This window comes from Prosthecobacter sp. Pr1 (genome assembly GCF_057652315.1).
This window is the reverse complement of record NZ_JBYFBS010000006.1, coordinates 338,338-354,304: the sequence shown is the minus strand read 5'-3', so window position 1 is coordinate 354,304 and position 15,967 is coordinate 338,338. Positions and strand designations below refer to the sequence as shown.

Sequence of the window (15,967 nt, the reverse complement as noted above, 5' to 3'; positions counted from 1 at the left end):
ATCATGTTCAAGATCCTCAAATCGCTTTCCAAATCTCTCGGTGGCTCCAAACCCGCCGCTGAACCCAAATCCACCGCCAAGGAGGGCAGCCTGCTCGACAAGGTCAACAAAGCGGCTCCCGTCGCCGCCAAGGTGGAGCCTTCCAAAAGTCCCGAAGAACTCTGCGGCATCACGCCGAAAATGCCCAAGGACGAAATCAAGGCCCAGTTGAAGATGCTGTTTCGCCGCTACAACCGCAGCGCGTCCAGTCTGGATGCCAAACTGCGCGGCGAGGCGGACCAGATGCTGGATGCCATCGTGCAGATGCGTGAAAAGCATTTTGGCGAGATTTGATTCTGCCACAGCAGGCAGGAATGGAGTGACGGCATGAAACTGGACCGACTCATCGCCGGGTATAAGGCCATGGGGCGACAGGCCGCGCATCTTGCCATCGCCGCGCGACGCGTGCGGGTGGATGGAGTGTGTGTGACGGACGGCCACCATCCCGTCGATCGCTTCACCTTGGTGGAGCTGGATGATGCAGTCGTTCAGGCATCGGAACGGGCGCTGTACCTCATGCTGCACAAGCCCGTGGGCATTCTCAGCGCCACGAAGGACGATCAGCACCCCACCGTGATCGATTTGATCGACGATCCCGACAAACACACGCTGCACATCGCTGGACGGCTGGATCGCAGCACCTCGGGCCTGGTCCTGCTGACAAACGATGGCCGCTGGTCCAAACGACTGATGACAGCCGAGGAAAAGGTGCCGAAAGTTTACCTCGTCGAAACTCTCGATCCCATAGCCCCGGATGCCGTGGAAGCCTTCGCACGCGGCTTTTACTTCCACACCGAAGACATCACGACACTGCCGGCGGAACTTGTCCTTTTAGGCGGGAATCAAGCCCGGCTGACGCTGCATGAAGGGCGCTATCATCAGGTGAAGCGCATGTTCCACCGTGTTGGCAATCGAGTCATCAACCTGCATCGCGAGAGCATCGGCGCACTGGCCCTGCCCGCCGATCTGCTGCCGGGCGCGTGGAGGGCGTTGACACCCCAGGAGGTTTTGACGGCAGCCGGTGATGAGTAACCCCGGTCGCAGTCAGATTTCTGGTGGTTGTTTGTTTTTCAAAAAATCCAGCTTTCGCAGATGAATTTCACCCCTTAATCTCCAATCCTTGTGATCCCCCCACGCATGTATCTTAGCATTTGGTTTGGCATCATGTTGGCAGGCCAGTCGGGCTGTACAACACAAAAGGCTGCAAAGCCGGACAAACTCGCCATTGAAGAGGCGCGCAAAGCGCTGCCGCTCGCCGAAGAGAAGCCAAAGGAAAACCCGCTGGTGAAGCGGCTGAACAATCCTTCCACCATGCCCGTGGTGCCGCCTGCGGGCGTGCGCCTCTCGTATTCCTCCGTCAAAATCGAGCAGAAGACGCTCGCGATGACCTTTGATGACGGCCCGCATCCGAGCCTGACTCCGAAACTGCTCGACATCCTCAAGGAGCGGAACATCAAGTGCACGTTCTTCCTCATTGGCGCTCAGGTAAAAATGTATCCCGCCATCGTGCGCCGCATCATCGAAGAAGGCCATGAGATTGGCAATCATACCTGGACACACTGCAGCCTCACCAGCCGCTCGGATGAGCAGATCCGCAGTGAGCTGAAAAAGTCCGAAGACGCCGTTTTTGAAGTGGCCGGGGTGCGTCCGCATCTGGTGCGCCCGCCTTATGGCGCCATCAACACCCGCATCAAAAACCTGATGTTCACCGAGTTTGGCTACTCCACCATCATGTGGTCGGTCGATCCACAGGACTGGCGCCGCCCGGGTGTGGCTGCTGTGACCAGCCGCCTCGTCAATGGTGCGCATCCGGGTGCCATCATGCTCTCGCATGACATCCATCCGCCCACCATCACCGCCATGCCGGCGATGTTCGACCAGCTGCTGGCCAAGGGTTATCAATTCGTCACCGTGAGCCAGCTTCTGAACATGGAGAAGGCCTCGATGCCCGTTGGCGTGATCATTCGTCCTGCCGAACCCATCGGCGACAAAGATCCCAAGCCGCTGCCTGAGAAGAAGCCGAAGGCTTGATGCTGAAAAAAAGAAAGCGCCCCGGGCGGAGCCGGGACGCTTTCAGACCCGCCTGTGCCGTCCGAATACAAAGGGCTCACGTATCCCATGAGACCAGGTGGGAACCCGCGTGATGAAGCTCTGTCTTCCAGTGAAGGCATGACATGTCACTTCAGCGCGTAGCCCCCGCAGTTGATGAATCGGGCCGGGCCACAAAGCTCGAAAACGAACACCGCAGGAAATTTTTCAAAGAGCAGGACGCGGCAAAACGCCCGACCAGAATGAGCAAAGGGTATCCTGAATTGAGCGCATGATCAAGGACGGTGTCGCTTGTCTTGTTCGGAGAAATCCATGCATGGCATGCGTTTGGTTCCTCCTACATTCATGACGCGTTTTCTCCTTTTCCTCCTGCTTTGCTCCAACATCGATGCAGCCACCATTCAGCGCATCTGGCTGAGCTTTCAGCGCGCCGAGCCGACACACATCACCGTGAACTGGGAGACAGCGCAGCCGGGGCCCTCGGAAGTAGTGTTTGGCATCAACACGAACACCACCATCGCTCGGCCTCTCAATCAGGGGAAACTGGATGTCCATTCGAGCAGTGTTTTTTCAGAAGAACTTGTCACCTTGCATCACCTCGAATTTCCGATACCTGAGAAAGACGTGACGTATCACTATCAGGTGCGCTCAGGCGCTGAGTCATCCGCGATTCACACCTTCAAAGGCATGCCGTCCAAGGAACTGCGCATCGCCGTGGTGGGAGACTGGGGTTTTGCTCAGCCAGATCTCGCTGCATTAATCAAAGACGACGTGCATGTGCTGATGACAGCCGGGGACAATGTCGGCAGCCTGCATCAAAAAGGCCACGAAGGAACAAAGGCTTTCAGCGCGCTGATCGACTCGCAGCCCGAGTTGTTTCACACCACGCCCTTCATGCCGGTGCTCGGCAATCACGATCGTGAGATCCGTTCGCGTGGCCCCAAACCGCCTCCCGAAGCGGTATACGATGTGGACGCGGCGGCCTATCGTGAATTCTTCGCGCTGCCCGGCAATGAGTGGAACTGGACACTCGCGTTTCCCGAATTCGACACACGCTTCATCGCGCTCGACCTCGAGCATATCCAGGACATGGGCACCACTTGGCAGACGGGGCATCCCTTCGATGCCGCATCTGAACAACTCGCCTGGTATCGCCAGCAGATGCAGCCGCCTTGCGCAGGCCACACGATCAGCATCCAAAACGAACGCAACGCCACCATGCGCGGCCAGTTGAAAGGCGAATGGGGCCGGCTGTTTCAGCAGGGCTCCGCAGTCATCACCGGCTTTGGCTATTTCGCGGAACGAGCCATGGTGGACGGCTTCCCCTATTACAACACCGCGCTCAAAGGCGATGGAGATCGCTACCCCGATCCGAAGTCCGCCTTCTTCGCCAGCGAGCACAGCTACGTGCTGCTCACCTTCAAACCGAAGTCGCCGATGCATATCGAAATCAAGAGTCTGGCAGGGCAGGTGTTGGATCAGCAAATCTATCCAGCGAGGTAGTGCAAGGGTTGAATTCTCGGTGTTAACATAACACCCTGATTTGCCCGGATGGGCCGTGAATGCGATGTCCGGCAGCGTTCTTCTTCCACATCCAACCATGAAACACACGCTCCTGCTTCTCTCTCTGTTCGCTGTGCAAGCCGTCGCTCAGGACAAGGCCCTGCTTGATCTCGCTCTCGAGCCGCCCGTGGTTAACACACAGCCCGAGCCCGAGTATGACGCGGACAAGCGGCCGGGAAACATGATCATCGGCGTCGACCGCACGCCCAAAGGCCGCCTTTGGGCCGCATGGGTCGGCAACGGCGATTCACCGAATGGTTTCTTCATGCTCGCGACGAGTGAGGACGATGGCAAATCGTGGTCCAAACCGCGCGTGGTGATTGATCCTCAAGACGGCGAACTCAATGGCGTAAAGTATGAGCGCCGCGCACTCGTGGGCAATCTCTGGACCGATCCCCTGGGCCGCCTGTGGTGCTTCTTCGATCAAAGCCTCGGTTACTTCGACGGTCGCTGCGGAGACTGGTACATCCGCTGCGATGACCCCGATGCCGCAGAGCCGAAATGGACCGCCCCCGTGCGTTTCGCCGACGGTTGCACACTCAACAAACCCACCGTGCTGAGCAATGGCGACTGGCTGCTGCCGGTCTCGCTGTGGACACGCGACCGCATCAACGGTCCTGGAACCAACAAGGAAGCGCACAAAGATCTCGATGTCATCCGCATGGCCAACGTCTTCGCCTCCACCGACCAGGGCAAAACTTGGACCCGCCGTGGCGGCGTGGCCTTTCCACGCACCGACTTCGATGAGCACATGATCGTCGAGCGCAAGGACGGCAGCCTCTGGATGCTCGCCCGCACCAAGGATGGCATCAGCGAAAGCACCTCCGCCGACAAAGGCGCGACGTGGAGCGCGCCCCAGCCCTCTGCGATTCAAAACCCCAGCGCACGCTTCTTCATCCGCCGCCTCGCCTCAGGAAAAATCCTCCTGGTGAAGAACGGCCCCATCAATGCGCGCCTGCCACGCCGCTCCAACCTGAAAGCCTTCCTCTCCGACGATGATGGCAAGACCTGGGGCAAAGGCTTCCTCATCGATGATCGAGCCGAAGTTTCCTACCCCGATGGCTTCCAGGCACCGAATGGCGACATCCACATCCTCTATGACTGGAACCGCCACACCGATGCCGAGATCCTGCATGTGAAGTTCACGGAGGCCGACATCGCCAAGCAGGCAGAAATCGGCAAACTCACGATGGACCCCGAGGAAATCAAACGCCGCGCCACCGTCGGCAAGACCGTCGTCAACAAAGCGCACGCACCCAAACTGCCGAAATCCATCACGCCCGATCCCACCTGGGCCGCGCAGGCGCTTGAGGATGCAAAGCAGGATTTCAAGAGCATCCCGTATGACGGCATCACGCCCAACAAAATGGTCTGCGACACCACCCTGCGTGAGCTTCCCGACGGCTCTTGGATCCTCTTCATCCTCGCCGGCGGTGACACCGAACCCAGCCCGCTGAACTACACCGGCGTGACCCGCAGCACCGACCTGGGCAAGACCTGGACACCGCTGGAGCGCTTCGATGTCGGCTTCCCACGAGAAGGCAAAACCATCGGCCAGGGGCCCACGGAGCTCATGATCCTCGGCCAGCGCAGCACGCTCTTCTTCTCCACGCATTCAAAGCATTGGGCCAATGACTGGCGCTCCTGGTATCTCACCAGCGATGACTCCTTCAAGACCTGGAGCAAGCCCATCGAAGTCCCCGGTCGTCTCAAGGAGCGCACCTTCATCCGCAAGCACATCGTCTGCAAAGACGGACGCATCATGCTCCCCTTCCAGCACTACATCGGCCCTGACGACCAGCAGGATCGTGCGCCGCTTGATCGCGACTTCACCAATCCGCGCAACGGCGTCCTCATCAGCAGCGACGGCGGCAAAACCTGGACCGAGCACGGCAACATCCGCCTCACCCCCAACAGCCGCTACTTCGGCTGGGCCGAGAACGATCTCTTCGAGCATCCCGATGGCCGCATCACCATGGTCATCCGTGGCGATGGTCTCGGTGGCATGCTCTACAAAGCGGAAAGCAAAGACGGCGGAAAGACCTGGCCCGAGTTCGCCTCCATCACCCAGATCCCCAATCCCGGCAGCAAAACCACGCTCTACAATCTCGGCGGTGATCGCGTGGCCATCCTGCACAATCCCAACAGCAAACATCGCAGCCCCATGTCCCTGTGGATCAGCTTTGACGGCATGAAGACCTGGCCCTACCAGCGCATCCTCCAGCAGGAATCCGTCGATGGCCCCAAAGGCCGCATGAACTACCCCGACGGCTTCGTCAGCAAAGACGGCCAGTGGCTCCACTTCGCCTTTGATGACAATCGCCACCGCGCCGTGCATTACAGCGCCAAGCTGCCGCCGGTGAAGTAATCACTTCATCACCATCGGCTGCCCGGTGCATTCCAGCACGCTGTGCCAGAGCTCCTGAGTGGGATCCACCTTGCGGCGGCCATGGATGACGAGTTCCAGCGGCAGATGCACGAAGGAATTGTGCCAGCGGCCCACCAGCATGTTGGTCTTGCCCGCCATGGCGGCATGCACGGCGTTCTGGGCCAGGCGTGAGCAGTACACATTGTCCTGGGCATTGGCCGGCACGCTGCGCACGATGTAGCTCGGATCGATGTATTTGAGATTCACCTCGGTCTTGCGCTCTTTGAAGAAGGCATTGATGCGATCCTTCAAAAAAGGGCCGATGTCGCCATAGCGCTTGTTGCCGCTCGCATCGGTGTCATCGCCGGTTTGCATGAGGTGCTGCCCAGCACCCTCCGCCACCACGATCACAGCGCTGCCACGCTTGATCAGCCTCTGGCGCAAAAACTCCAGAAAGCCGCCGTCGCCGTCCAGTTCAAAATGAACCTCGGGTATCAGCACAAAATCCACGTTGCTGCCCGCCAGCGCGGCATAGCACGCGATGAAGCCGGAATCACGCCCCATGAGCTTGACCAAGCCGACACCATTCACCGCGCCGGTGGCCTCGACATAGGCGCACTTCACCGCCTGCACCGCGGCATCGAAGGCGGTTTCAAAGCCGAAGCTCTTGTCGAGGAAACTGATGTCATTGTCGATGGTCTTGGGAATGCCCACGACCGCCTTTTTCAAACCACGTCGTTCAATTTCCTTCACAATCTGCGCCGCACCACGTAGCGTGCCATCACCGCCGATCACGAAAAGAATATCGACCTTCATGTCCTCCAGCGTGTCCACCATCTCGCCAATGTCCTGCTTCCCGCGCGAGCTGCCCAGCAGGGTGCCGCCAAAATGGTGCGCCTGCTCCACGGACGAAGGTTTCAGCAGCAGCGGTGTGTGGCCGAAACGCTGCACCAGCCCCTCATAGCCGTAGCGGAAGCCATACACGCGTGCGACTCCGTACTGCTGATGGCAGCGGTTCACGATGCCGCGGATGATGTCGTTTAAGCCCGGACAAAGACCGCCGCAGGTCACGATGCCGACCGTGGTCTTGGCCGGATCAAAATAGATCATCTCCCGTGGCCCCGCCTCTTCGTAGCTCGGCTTTGACACATCACGCCCGTCTTCGAGCAGATGGCTGTGGTACAGAATGCGGTCCACCGCGTCCGTTTTGTAGGGTGCCTCCACTCCGCCGATTCGGTGCAGGGGCGAATGAATCAAACAGGGGCCGAGCGTGGGGATGCTCGTGTCGGAAGGGGCTGGGGTCATGGCAGGTTGGTGAAGAGTAAAGCAGGAGAAGTGCCATTCTCCCGCTCCTCGTAGCATGTGCCAGACACAATTGGCCTTCTGCTAACCGTACATGTCAGTTGCAAAAACACGCATCCCCTCCTGCTTCCAGCCATGAATACCGCCTTTCCCGACAACTTGCGCCTGCAACTCCGCCAAACCGGCGTGATTGCCGTTTTGATGATCGACCGTGTGGAGGATGCCGTGCCGCTGGCACAGGCCTTGCTGGCGGGCGGCGTGAATGGTATCGAGCTTACTTTGCGGACTGATGCGGCGCTTGAGTCGCTGCGGCGCATCCGCGCCGAAGTACCGGAGATGACCGTCGGCGTTGGCACCATCCTCACACCAAAGCAGGCGAACGAGGCCAAGGAGGCAGGCGCAAGCTTCGGCGTGGCTCCCGGGATGAATCCACGCGTCGTTGCCGAGGCGATTCGCATCGGCCTGCCGTTCGCACCCGGTGTTTGCACACCCACAGACATTGAGATCGCCGTCGAAGCCGGATGCCGGGTGCTGAAATTTTTCCCTTCGGAGCCCAGCGGTGGTTTGATCTTCCTGCGCAGCATCATGGCGCCGTTCATGCATCTCGGCGTACAGTTCATTCCCCTGGGGGGAGTGGGAGCTGGCAATGCCGCGCACTACCTGCGCGAACCCGCGGTGCTGGCTCTTGGCGGCTCATGGCTGGCACCGAAGGAAATTGTAGCCAGAGGCGGATGGGATGTCATCACCGCGCTGGCGCGTGAGGCCACGGACATCGTCAAGCAAGTCCGTCCATGAGCCGCGTCGTCACTTTCGGCGAAATCATGCTGCGCCTTGCCACGCCAGGCTTCGCACGTTTTCAGCAGGCCATGCCGGGCAGTCTGAATGCCAGCTTTGCCGGAGCGGAGGCCAGCATCGCCGCTTCGCTGGCCTACCTCGGTGTTGATGCAGCCTTTGTCACCGCCCTGCCCACGAATGCCATCGCAGATGCTTGTGTCGCGGATTTGCGAAGCCTTGGCGTTGAAACGAGGCACATCCTCCGCACGCACGAAGGCCGCCTGGGAACTTACTTCCTTGAGCACGGCGCCAATCAACGCGGCGGCAACGTCATCTATGACCGCGATGGCTCCACCGTGGCCATCACACCAGCCTCCGCCTACGACTGGAACGCCATCTTTTCCGGCTGCGAGTGGTTCGTGATCTCCGGCATCACCCCCGCCATCTCACGAAACGCCGCCGATGTCGCGCTCGTCGCTGTGCAAGAAGCCACACGTCGTAAAATCAAAGTCGTGTGCGACATGAACTACCGCACCAAGCTCTGGCACTGGGATCCGCCGCTCGCAGCCCGCGATCTCGCCACGCGCACGATGAAATCGGTCCTGCCATTCGTAGACGTCTTCGTCGGTGGCATCAGCGACGCCACCGCCATGCTCGGCATGGATTACAACGGAGATCTGCATGCTTTGGCAAAGCAGATCATCACCCAGTTTCCCAACCTCACCCACGCCGCCTTCACTCTGCGGGATGGCAGCACCTCCGCCGCACAGTGCTTCAGCGGTGCGCTCTATGAGGCTGCGGCGGACACACTGCACGCCGCACCGCGCTACACGATCACCCAGATCATCGACCGCCTCGGCGCAGGTGATGCCTTCACCGCCGGTCTCGTCTTCTCCTTCCTTCAAAACTCCCCTCCTGCCGTCGCCATATCCTTCGCCACCGCCGCCGGTTGCCTCGCCCATTCCATCGAAGGCGACTACAACTACAGCACCCGCAGCGAAATCGAGAACCTCATGCAAGGCGACGGCGGCGGACGCGTCAGCCGTTAATTTTTCATTTCATCATTTATGTCCAACCCCGTCACAATCGCTCCTCCAACCACCCCCGACCGCTGGTCCCTCGAATCTTGGTTCTCGGCCTTCGGCGCTCCCGATTACACCGACTTCAAAGCCGCACTCGTGCGCGATGTTGAGGAACTCAAGACACAAGCCGCGGCGCTGGGCATTGACACCATCGAGATGGCCCGCGTCATCAATGCGCTGGAATCCTTGAGTGATCGCCTCGGCCACCTCTCCGCCTATCTTGGCTGCCTGTCCGCCGATGACGCGAACAACGAAGCCGTGAAGGCCGATGAAGCATGGATCTCCACGCTCGAAGCCGAAAGTACCAAGCTTATGGCCTCGCTTCGTTCCGCGCTTGCTGCGTTGACAGATGATTCATTCGAGGTGTTGCTCGCTGACCCTTCCTTGAAAAACGCCGGGCATGCCGTGAAGCGCATGCGCCACGAAGGCCAGCACCAGATGAAGTCGGAGATGGAAGCCCTGGCCGCCGATCTTAATGTCAACGGCCTCCACGCCTGGGGCCGCCTCTACGACACCCTCACCGGCAAGATGGAATTCGAAATGACCTTCCCGGACGGGCACAAAGAAATCGTGCCGATGTCCCGCCGCCGCGCGCTGATGTCCGAGCCCGACCGCAAGCTGCGCGAAGCAGCCTTCAATGACGGGCAGAAGCCGTTCAATGATCATGCCGTCACTCTCGCCGCCGGTCTGAACGGCATCGCGGGCACACGCCTCAGCCTCTATTCCCGTCGCGGGTTGCCGCATTTCCTCGACACTCCGCTGTTTGATGGCGCGATGAGCCGCAAGTCGCTCGATGCCATGCTGGAAGCCATCCACACCCACATTGATCTGCCGCGCCGCGCCCTGCGCAAAGCCGCCAAGCTCCAAGGCACCTCCGCGCTGCACTACTTCGACCTCGAAGCACCCCAGATCGCCGCACCGGATGAAAAGGAACTCACTTGGGACGAGGCCTGCGCCACGGTCGATCATGCCTTCAGCTCCGCTTATCCAAAACTCGGCTCCTACTTCCGCGAGATGCTCGCAAAGCGCTGGATCGAAGCCCAGCCGCGTGCAGGCAAGCGCCCCGGTGCGTTCTGCACCGGATCGCAGCTCAAGCACGAAGAGCGCGTGTACATGACCTTCCACCGCACCGTGCATGACATGGTCACCCTCGCTCATGAAGTCGGTCATGCCTGGCACTCCTGCGTGCTGCGTCCGGCACGTTCGTTCGCAGCCGGCTATCCAATGACGCTCGCAGAAACCGCCTCTAACTTCGGCGAGATGATCCTGCTCAACGGTCTCATGACCAATCCTGGCATCACCGAGGCGACGAAGGCCTACCTGCTGGATCAGGAGATGCTTCGTGCGCACGCCTACCTCATCAACATCCCGATGCGCTACGAATTCGAGAAGGCCTTCTACACGGAACGTGCCAGTGGCGAGGTGAGCGTGAGCCGCCTCAGCGGGCTCATGAACGAAGCCCAGCAGAAGCTCTATGGCGATACCCTCCTCGACGGCGGCACCGATCCCATGTTCTGGGCCTCCAAGATGCACTTCTTCATCAGCGGCATCTCCTTCTACAACTTCCCCTACGTCTTCGGCTACCTGCTGAGCCAGGCCTTGTTCGCACGCTTCAAAGCCGAAGGCGCGGCCTTCCTGCCACGCTACGAAGCCTTCCTCTCCATGACCGGCAGCGCGACCTGCGAAGAGGTGGTGAAGCAAAGCCTCGGCGAGGACATCACCCAGCCAGAATTCTGGGCCACGGCGCTGAAGGCCATCGAACCGACGCTGACGGCTTATGAAGCGCTGAAGTGAGCGCAAGACGCATGTGTGGCCCGCGTTTCAGCGGCCACCATGCGCCTCATCCTCGCCTTCCTGCTGTTCGCTGTCACGGCCTCCGCCGCCGACAAGCCGAACGTCCTGTTCATCGCCATTGATGATCTCAACCATTGGGTCGGCTATCTCGGCCGCAACAAGCAGACAATCACGCCCAATATTGACAAGCTCGCCGCCCGCGGTGTGCGCTTCACGCACAGCTACTGCGCCGCGCCCGTATGCAATCCCTCCCGCGCCGCGCTCATGAGCGGCATGCGTCCAGGGAGGACGGGCATTTATGATAACAACGAGGACTGGCGTCCCGCCATTCCCGAAGAACAGACACTCACCCACGCCTTCCGCCAGGGCGGCTACTTCGTCTGCGGTGCGGGAAAGATTTATCATGAGAGCTACAAGCGCCGTGAGGATTGGGACGATTACCTGGCCAACGAAGGCGGCATGCCCAAGGTGCCCGCAGGCCAGAGCGATGGCGTCGGCGGCATCAAGTTCGCCCCGCTCGACTGCAAGGACGAAGACCTCAATGACTGGTGCATCGTGGACTACTGCATCGACCAGCTTGGCAAACCGCAGGAAAAACCCTTCTTCCTCGCCTGCGGTATTCACAAGCCCCACATGCCCTGGAATGTGCCCAAGAAGTACTACGACATGCACCCCCTCGATAAAATCGAGCTGCCCCCATATAAAAAAGATGACCTCGCCGATGTCCCTCCCGCCGGCATCAAGATGGCCAAGCCCGATGGCGATCACGCTGAAATGGTCAAAAGCGGCCGGTGGAAGGAAGCGATCCAAGGCTACCTCGCCGCCGCCAGCTACACCGACATGCTCATCGGCCGTCTCATGGAGGCCTACGACAAAAGCCCCCACAAGGCGAACACCGCCATCGTTTTCTGGGGCGATCACGGCTGGCACCTCGGCGAGAAAGACCACTGGCGCAAATTCGCCCTCTGGGAGGAAGCCACCTGCGCCCCGCTCATCTGGGTCGTCCCCGGCCTGACCAAGCCCGACAGCATCTGCGAGCGCACCGTCGATTTCACCTCCGTCTTCCCCACCCTCACCGACGTCTGCGGCCTGCCCGCGCCCGCACACCTCGACGGCAAAAGCATCAAGCCCCTCCTCGCCGACGCCTCTGCCGCCTGGGACACCCCCGCCGTCACCACCTTCGGTCGGAACAACCACGCCGTCCGCACCGAAGGCTGGCGCTACATCCATTATGCCAATGGCGATGAAGAACTCTACAACGAGTCCACCGATCCTTACGAATGGACCAACCTCGCCAAAGATCCGCAATACGTCGGCACCAAGGCCGAACTCGCCAAACACCTCCCCACCATCAACAATCCCGTGGCCGGCAACGAAAAGACAGCGGCAAAGAAGGAAAAAAAGCTGCTCAAAAAAGCCAAGGATAAGGAGTGATCCCCTGAGCACATGAAACCGCTCCGCATGCCGCAGGGCAGGTAGGGCCCCGCTGTGTCGGGGCCCAAATTTCGGGTCTGCCACATCGCAGGCGCAAAAAAAAGGTGCGCCGTCCTGACAACATGGAAAGGCAGAAGCAGCGACGGAGAATAGCCATCCCGCCTGTCTATCTAGACTCTCGTAATAGACTGCCACATTCATCTTGAAGGCCAAAGGCCTTCCGCATCATAGCGAAGGGATGCCGAGCCTCAGCGAGGCTTCCCTGGTACACTCTTTTCCGGGAAAGCAAAGCCAGTTTGCCCTTCGTAGCTTTAGCGAAGAATGGGCGCCTTCTTCACCCCACCGCGCCCTCCAGCAGCGTCTCACCGTCCCGCCGCCGCAGTCACAGCGCATCACCATCACCAGAAGCTCTTCTCTACCACGTGCCATAAAGCCGGGGGCTTTTGCACAGTGAGGTGCGCTAAAATTCTGGACCACCAAATAAGGGACAAGCACCATGAAGACCGTGAAGAGAGAACGTTATAACAGTGATTTCAAAGACCGGGCGGTGGCCATGGTCAGCCTGGGCAGGGCCGTACCTGAAGTGGCCAAGGAACTGGGCATTGGCCAGAGCATCCTTTACCGCTGGACGCAGTCTCAGCGTCAGAGCCAGAACCCCGCACAGCTCGGCGGCGCAGTCCAGCGAGCCGCAGGCGAGCTGGACGAAGCCGCCGAGCTGCGCCGCCTGCGCAAGGACAACGCCCAGCTCCTCCTGGAGAACGACATTTTAAAAAAAGCCGCTGTCATCCTCGGCACTCACACTCAACCCCAGAGCAAACCCGCACGATGATCCAGCAGCTTCACACCCAGACCCAGGCCAGCATCCGCCTCATCTGCCACGTCTTGGAGCTCCCACGCAGCAGCTTCTACCATGCCGCCGAGGCCACAGCCACCCGGCTTGAAGACCGCCGCCTCTCTCCGCTCATTGAGGAGATCTTCAAACGCAACCGCCGCCGCTATGGCTACCGCCGTATTGAGCAGGAACTCAAGGACCACGACATTGTCTGCGCTCCTGCCAGGCTGCGCCGTCTCATGCGCCAGAGCGGTCTGCGTGCCATCCAGCCGAAGAACTACCTGCCCAAAACCAGCGATGGCAGGGCTGACCGGCCTTCAGAGAACCTGCTCGCCGAGCAGGCCATGCCCACCAAGCCCAATGAAGCCTGGGCCGGTGACATCACCTTCATCCCCACCACCTCGCGGTGGCTCTATCTCGCAGTGGTCATCGACCTGGCCTCGCGCCGCATCATCGGCTGGAGCCTGGACACGCACATGCGTTCGGAGCTCGTGGTCAATGCCCTGCAGCAGGCCTTGCAGGCTCGACCGCAGGCCAGAGGCCAGCACACCCTCTTTCATAGCGACCGTGGCAGCCAGTATGGCAGCAGCGCCTTCCGGGCCATGCTGGCCGGCGCGGGCATGCGCCAGAGCATGTCGGCAAGGGCCAACCCCTATGACAACGCGTGGACGGAGTCCTTCATGGGCACCCTCAAGCGAGAAATGCTGCAGGGCGGCTGCTTTGAAGACCCCACCGATGCCAGGCTCGAACTCTTCGACTACATCGACGCCTACTACAACAACCAGCGCAAGCACTCCGCCATCGGCTACCTCACCCCCAACCAGTTCGAAGCTCAGCAAACCAAACTCAACTAATTAAGCGACTCTGGTCCAAGATTGAGTTGCACCTCACAGACCCGTTTTCTACGGGTAATGGTATTAGGTTATGGTATCACGACTTCATCCGTGGTTAAAAATTCAGCACCTGCAAAACACTTTCACCGCACTTCTGCTGGAAATCCGGCGAGGTGCCGCTACTCTCCTCGCATGATTCTGTCTCCCTTCGCTTGATCCCTCGGATCGTTTGAAGCCCTGGCCCCGAAGCCGGGGAAAACAAACCATCGCATCCGCATCCGTCGCATTTGCCGCTGTCTAGGCGCGTCCCTGCGCGGGTCGATCAAGCCAGACCCCATCCCTTTTCAGAATCATGAACTTGCATCATGGGCGCGCCGCCGCGCGCCCGCAGGCCCCGGTCATGCCGGTGGTCCTTTCTGGCCGCGCCTGGACGGCGCGCCGCCTTCGTAACAACTGCTTCCGCCAGCACTGCCATGCCGCCGCCCGCAGCCGGCGTGTCATGGGCGTGCCGTGCTGGCGGGTTCTCGGCATGCACCTCCTTACCGTGCTGGAGGCCCGTAGCCGTGTATTGTTTGACCTGCATCCCAAGGAACTCGGCGTCGTGCCTGCCATTGTTCGCCTCGCCGCCTATGCTCCGTCATGGGTGCGTCAGCCGGAAGACTGGCGGCCGGATCCTGCGCAGGATGCCCGCGCTCAGTGGGCTTCCTTCCTGCGCCACCTGCTGGCCTTGTATCCGGTGCCGGAGTTTCTCGACTCTGCGTGGCATGTCTTCGGCCCGCCGCAGCATTTTGACCGCGACTGCTGGATTGCGGTGGCCCAGGGCCGTTCCATGAAGGATGTGCCCGGCTTTCCCAGGAGCATCACCAACCGTGTGCTGCATGCCACGCTCATCGGCGGTGAGGCCGCCAGCCTGGCCTCCGCTGTCTGGCGCGCCGAACTGGATGCAGCGGGCGCCGCGCCTGCGCTGCGGGAGGCGGTGATGACGCACCGTGTGTTTCAAACCCTTGGCTGGCATGCTCTGGGGGCTAGGCTCGTGGAAAAGTTCGCCGCCGCTGCGGAGGCCTCTGTAGCCGCCCATTTCCCTTTGGTGGTGGACGCGTTGCACGCCATCGACGCACATCAGGGGCGTGCGCAGGCCGAGCAGTTGCTGCGGCTGCCGCTGTCCGCGCTCATGCGCCACGCGGTGAAGTTTCTCACCGGGCTGATGCACGAGGAGGGGCATGACCTCACGGAGGAGCAGGTGCGCGCTGCGGCCGGGAGCGCTGAACTGCTGCGTCTCGCCGACAGGCGCTGGCGGCCCATGCTGGGTGGCATTCCCTTTGAAAGCCGCAGCGGCTGGGTGGATGGCCGCCCCATATGGCGTGTGGACGAGCTGTGCACCACGGAGGCCCTCAAGGCGGAAGGGCGGGGCATGCGTCACTGTGTGTCCGGCTACACCGGCCGCTGTCGCAGCGGCAGATCCGCCATCTTCAGCGTCCGTTTTCTAAAACGGGAAAAGGCCGTCGTGGAAGCGTTTTCAGTGGCCACCATCGAGGTGGAGCAGGCCACCCGGAAGATCGTGCAGATCAAGGCCCCGCGTAACGCTCACGCTGGCCGGAACGTCATGGGGATCATCCACGAATGGGCCGCCGCCAACCACCTGGAGCGTATGGAATGATTCCTCCATTAGGATTCCAGCGCTGCAAAAGGGTCTCCCTCTCCGCGCCCCTGCCTCGCTGAACCACATTCTGCTACCTTCGGGGAATCGCAGCGAAGCGAAGATAGACTGCCGAAGGCAGACCGAAGGGCGAACGAAGTGAGTCAAAGGGCCGGGGTGAGGGGAATTCCCAAAGCCTGCGGGAGCAGTTCACCGCCTGTGACCACGACATCACTCCTCCTGCCACCGCTCGCTAGATAG

13 protein-coding genes and 1 other RNA gene are annotated in these 15,967 nt (G+C 60.5%); 12 read left to right on the top strand and 2 right to left on the bottom strand.

The genetic code is table 11. The features are described from left to right. Positions 1 to 3: 3 nt before the first annotated feature. The 3 genes from AC24GY_RS13230 to AC24GY_RS13220 all read left to right on the top strand — a co-directional run bounded on the left by AC24GY_RS13230 (position 4) and on the right by AC24GY_RS13220 (position 2,070). Positions 4 to 333, top strand: a complete 330-nt coding sequence (locus AC24GY_RS13230) for a hypothetical protein (protein ID WP_422321533.1) — start codon at positions 4 to 6, stop codon at positions 331 to 333. Between the two features lie 33 nt (positions 334 to 366). Then, positions 367 to 1,071 carry a pseudouridine synthase gene (locus AC24GY_RS13225; protein WP_487683584.1) on the top strand — a complete coding sequence of 235 codons (705 nt, stop codon included), beginning with the start codon at positions 367 to 369 and terminating at the stop codon, positions 1,069 to 1,071. A 105-nt stretch (positions 1,072 to 1,176) separates the two neighbouring features. Beyond that, complete coding sequence (locus tag AC24GY_RS13220) at positions 1,177 to 2,070, top strand: polysaccharide deacetylase family protein (RefSeq protein WP_487683581.1); 894 nt, start codon at positions 1,177 to 1,179, stop codon at positions 2,068 to 2,070. A gap of 41 nt (positions 2,071 to 2,111) precedes the next feature. On the opposite strand, the gene ssrS is transcribed toward AC24GY_RS13220, so the two are convergent. Further along, positions 2,112 to 2,293, bottom strand: a non-coding RNA gene (gene ssrS / locus AC24GY_RS13215) — 6S RNA. Positions 2,294 to 2,433: 140 nt separating this feature from the next. Here ssrS and AC24GY_RS13210 point away from each other — a divergent pair. Together AC24GY_RS13210 and AC24GY_RS13205 are read left to right on the top strand one after the other, a co-directional pair. Further along, positions 2,434 to 3,591: a metallophosphoesterase family protein gene (locus AC24GY_RS13210; protein ID WP_487683578.1), complete on the top strand. Its 1,158-nt coding sequence runs from the start codon at positions 2,434 to 2,436 to the stop codon at positions 3,589 to 3,591. 97 nt (positions 3,592 to 3,688) lie between these two features. Then, positions 3,689 to 6,019 (top strand): sialidase family protein, encoded by a 2,331-nt coding sequence (locus AC24GY_RS13205; protein WP_487683575.1) that lies wholly within the window; start codon positions 3,689 to 3,691, stop codon positions 6,017 to 6,019. Here AC24GY_RS13205 and AC24GY_RS13200 read toward each other — a convergent pair whose 3' ends face one another. Next, on the bottom strand, positions 6,020 to 7,324 hold the full coding sequence (locus tag AC24GY_RS13200) for an ATP-dependent 6-phosphofructokinase (RefSeq protein WP_422321538.1): 1,305 nt from the start codon (positions 7,322 to 7,324) through the stop codon (positions 6,020 to 6,022). A 132-nt stretch (positions 7,325 to 7,456) separates the two neighbouring features. On the opposite strand from AC24GY_RS13200, the gene AC24GY_RS13195 reads away from it, so the two are divergent. From AC24GY_RS13195 to AC24GY_RS13165, 7 genes are all read left to right on the top strand, one after another. Next, positions 7,457 to 8,116: a bifunctional 4-hydroxy-2-oxoglutarate aldolase/2-dehydro-3-deoxy-phosphogluconate aldolase gene (locus AC24GY_RS13195; RefSeq protein WP_422321539.1), complete on the top strand. Its 660-nt coding sequence runs from the start codon at positions 7,457 to 7,459 to the stop codon at positions 8,114 to 8,116. Further along, positions 8,113 to 9,144, top strand: a complete 1,032-nt coding sequence (locus tag AC24GY_RS13190; protein ID WP_487683572.1) for a PfkB family carbohydrate kinase — start codon at positions 8,113 to 8,115, stop codon at positions 9,142 to 9,144. Before AC24GY_RS13195 ends, AC24GY_RS13190 begins: the two co-directional genes overlap by 4 nt. Before the next feature lie 18 nt (positions 9,145 to 9,162). Further along, entirely contained in the window at positions 9,163 to 10,971 is a 1,809-nt protein-coding gene (locus tag AC24GY_RS13185) for a M3 family oligoendopeptidase (protein WP_487683570.1), read from the top strand. A gap of 39 nt (positions 10,972 to 11,010) precedes the next feature. After that, the gene (locus AC24GY_RS13180; protein WP_487683567.1) at positions 11,011 to 12,405 is read left to right on the top strand and encodes a sulfatase; all 1,395 of its coding nucleotides are present in this window, start codon (positions 11,011 to 11,013) and stop codon (positions 12,403 to 12,405) included. A 505-nt stretch (positions 12,406 to 12,910) separates the two neighbouring features. After that, positions 12,911 to 13,234 carry a transposase gene (locus AC24GY_RS13175; protein WP_487683565.1) on the top strand — a complete coding sequence of 108 codons (324 nt, stop codon included), beginning with the start codon at positions 12,911 to 12,913 and terminating at the stop codon, positions 13,232 to 13,234. Beyond that, positions 13,231 to 14,091 carry an IS3 family transposase gene (locus AC24GY_RS13170; protein ID WP_487683562.1) on the top strand — a complete coding sequence of 287 codons (861 nt, stop codon included), beginning with the start codon at positions 13,231 to 13,233 and terminating at the stop codon, positions 14,089 to 14,091. Before AC24GY_RS13175 ends, AC24GY_RS13170 begins: the two co-directional genes overlap by 4 nt. Before the next feature lie 331 nt (positions 14,092 to 14,422). After that, positions 14,423 to 15,727 carry a PcfJ domain-containing protein gene (locus AC24GY_RS13165; RefSeq protein WP_487683560.1) on the top strand — a complete coding sequence of 435 codons (1,305 nt, stop codon included), beginning with the start codon at positions 14,423 to 14,425 and terminating at the stop codon, positions 15,725 to 15,727. Positions 15,728 to 15,967: the final 240 nt, after the last annotated feature.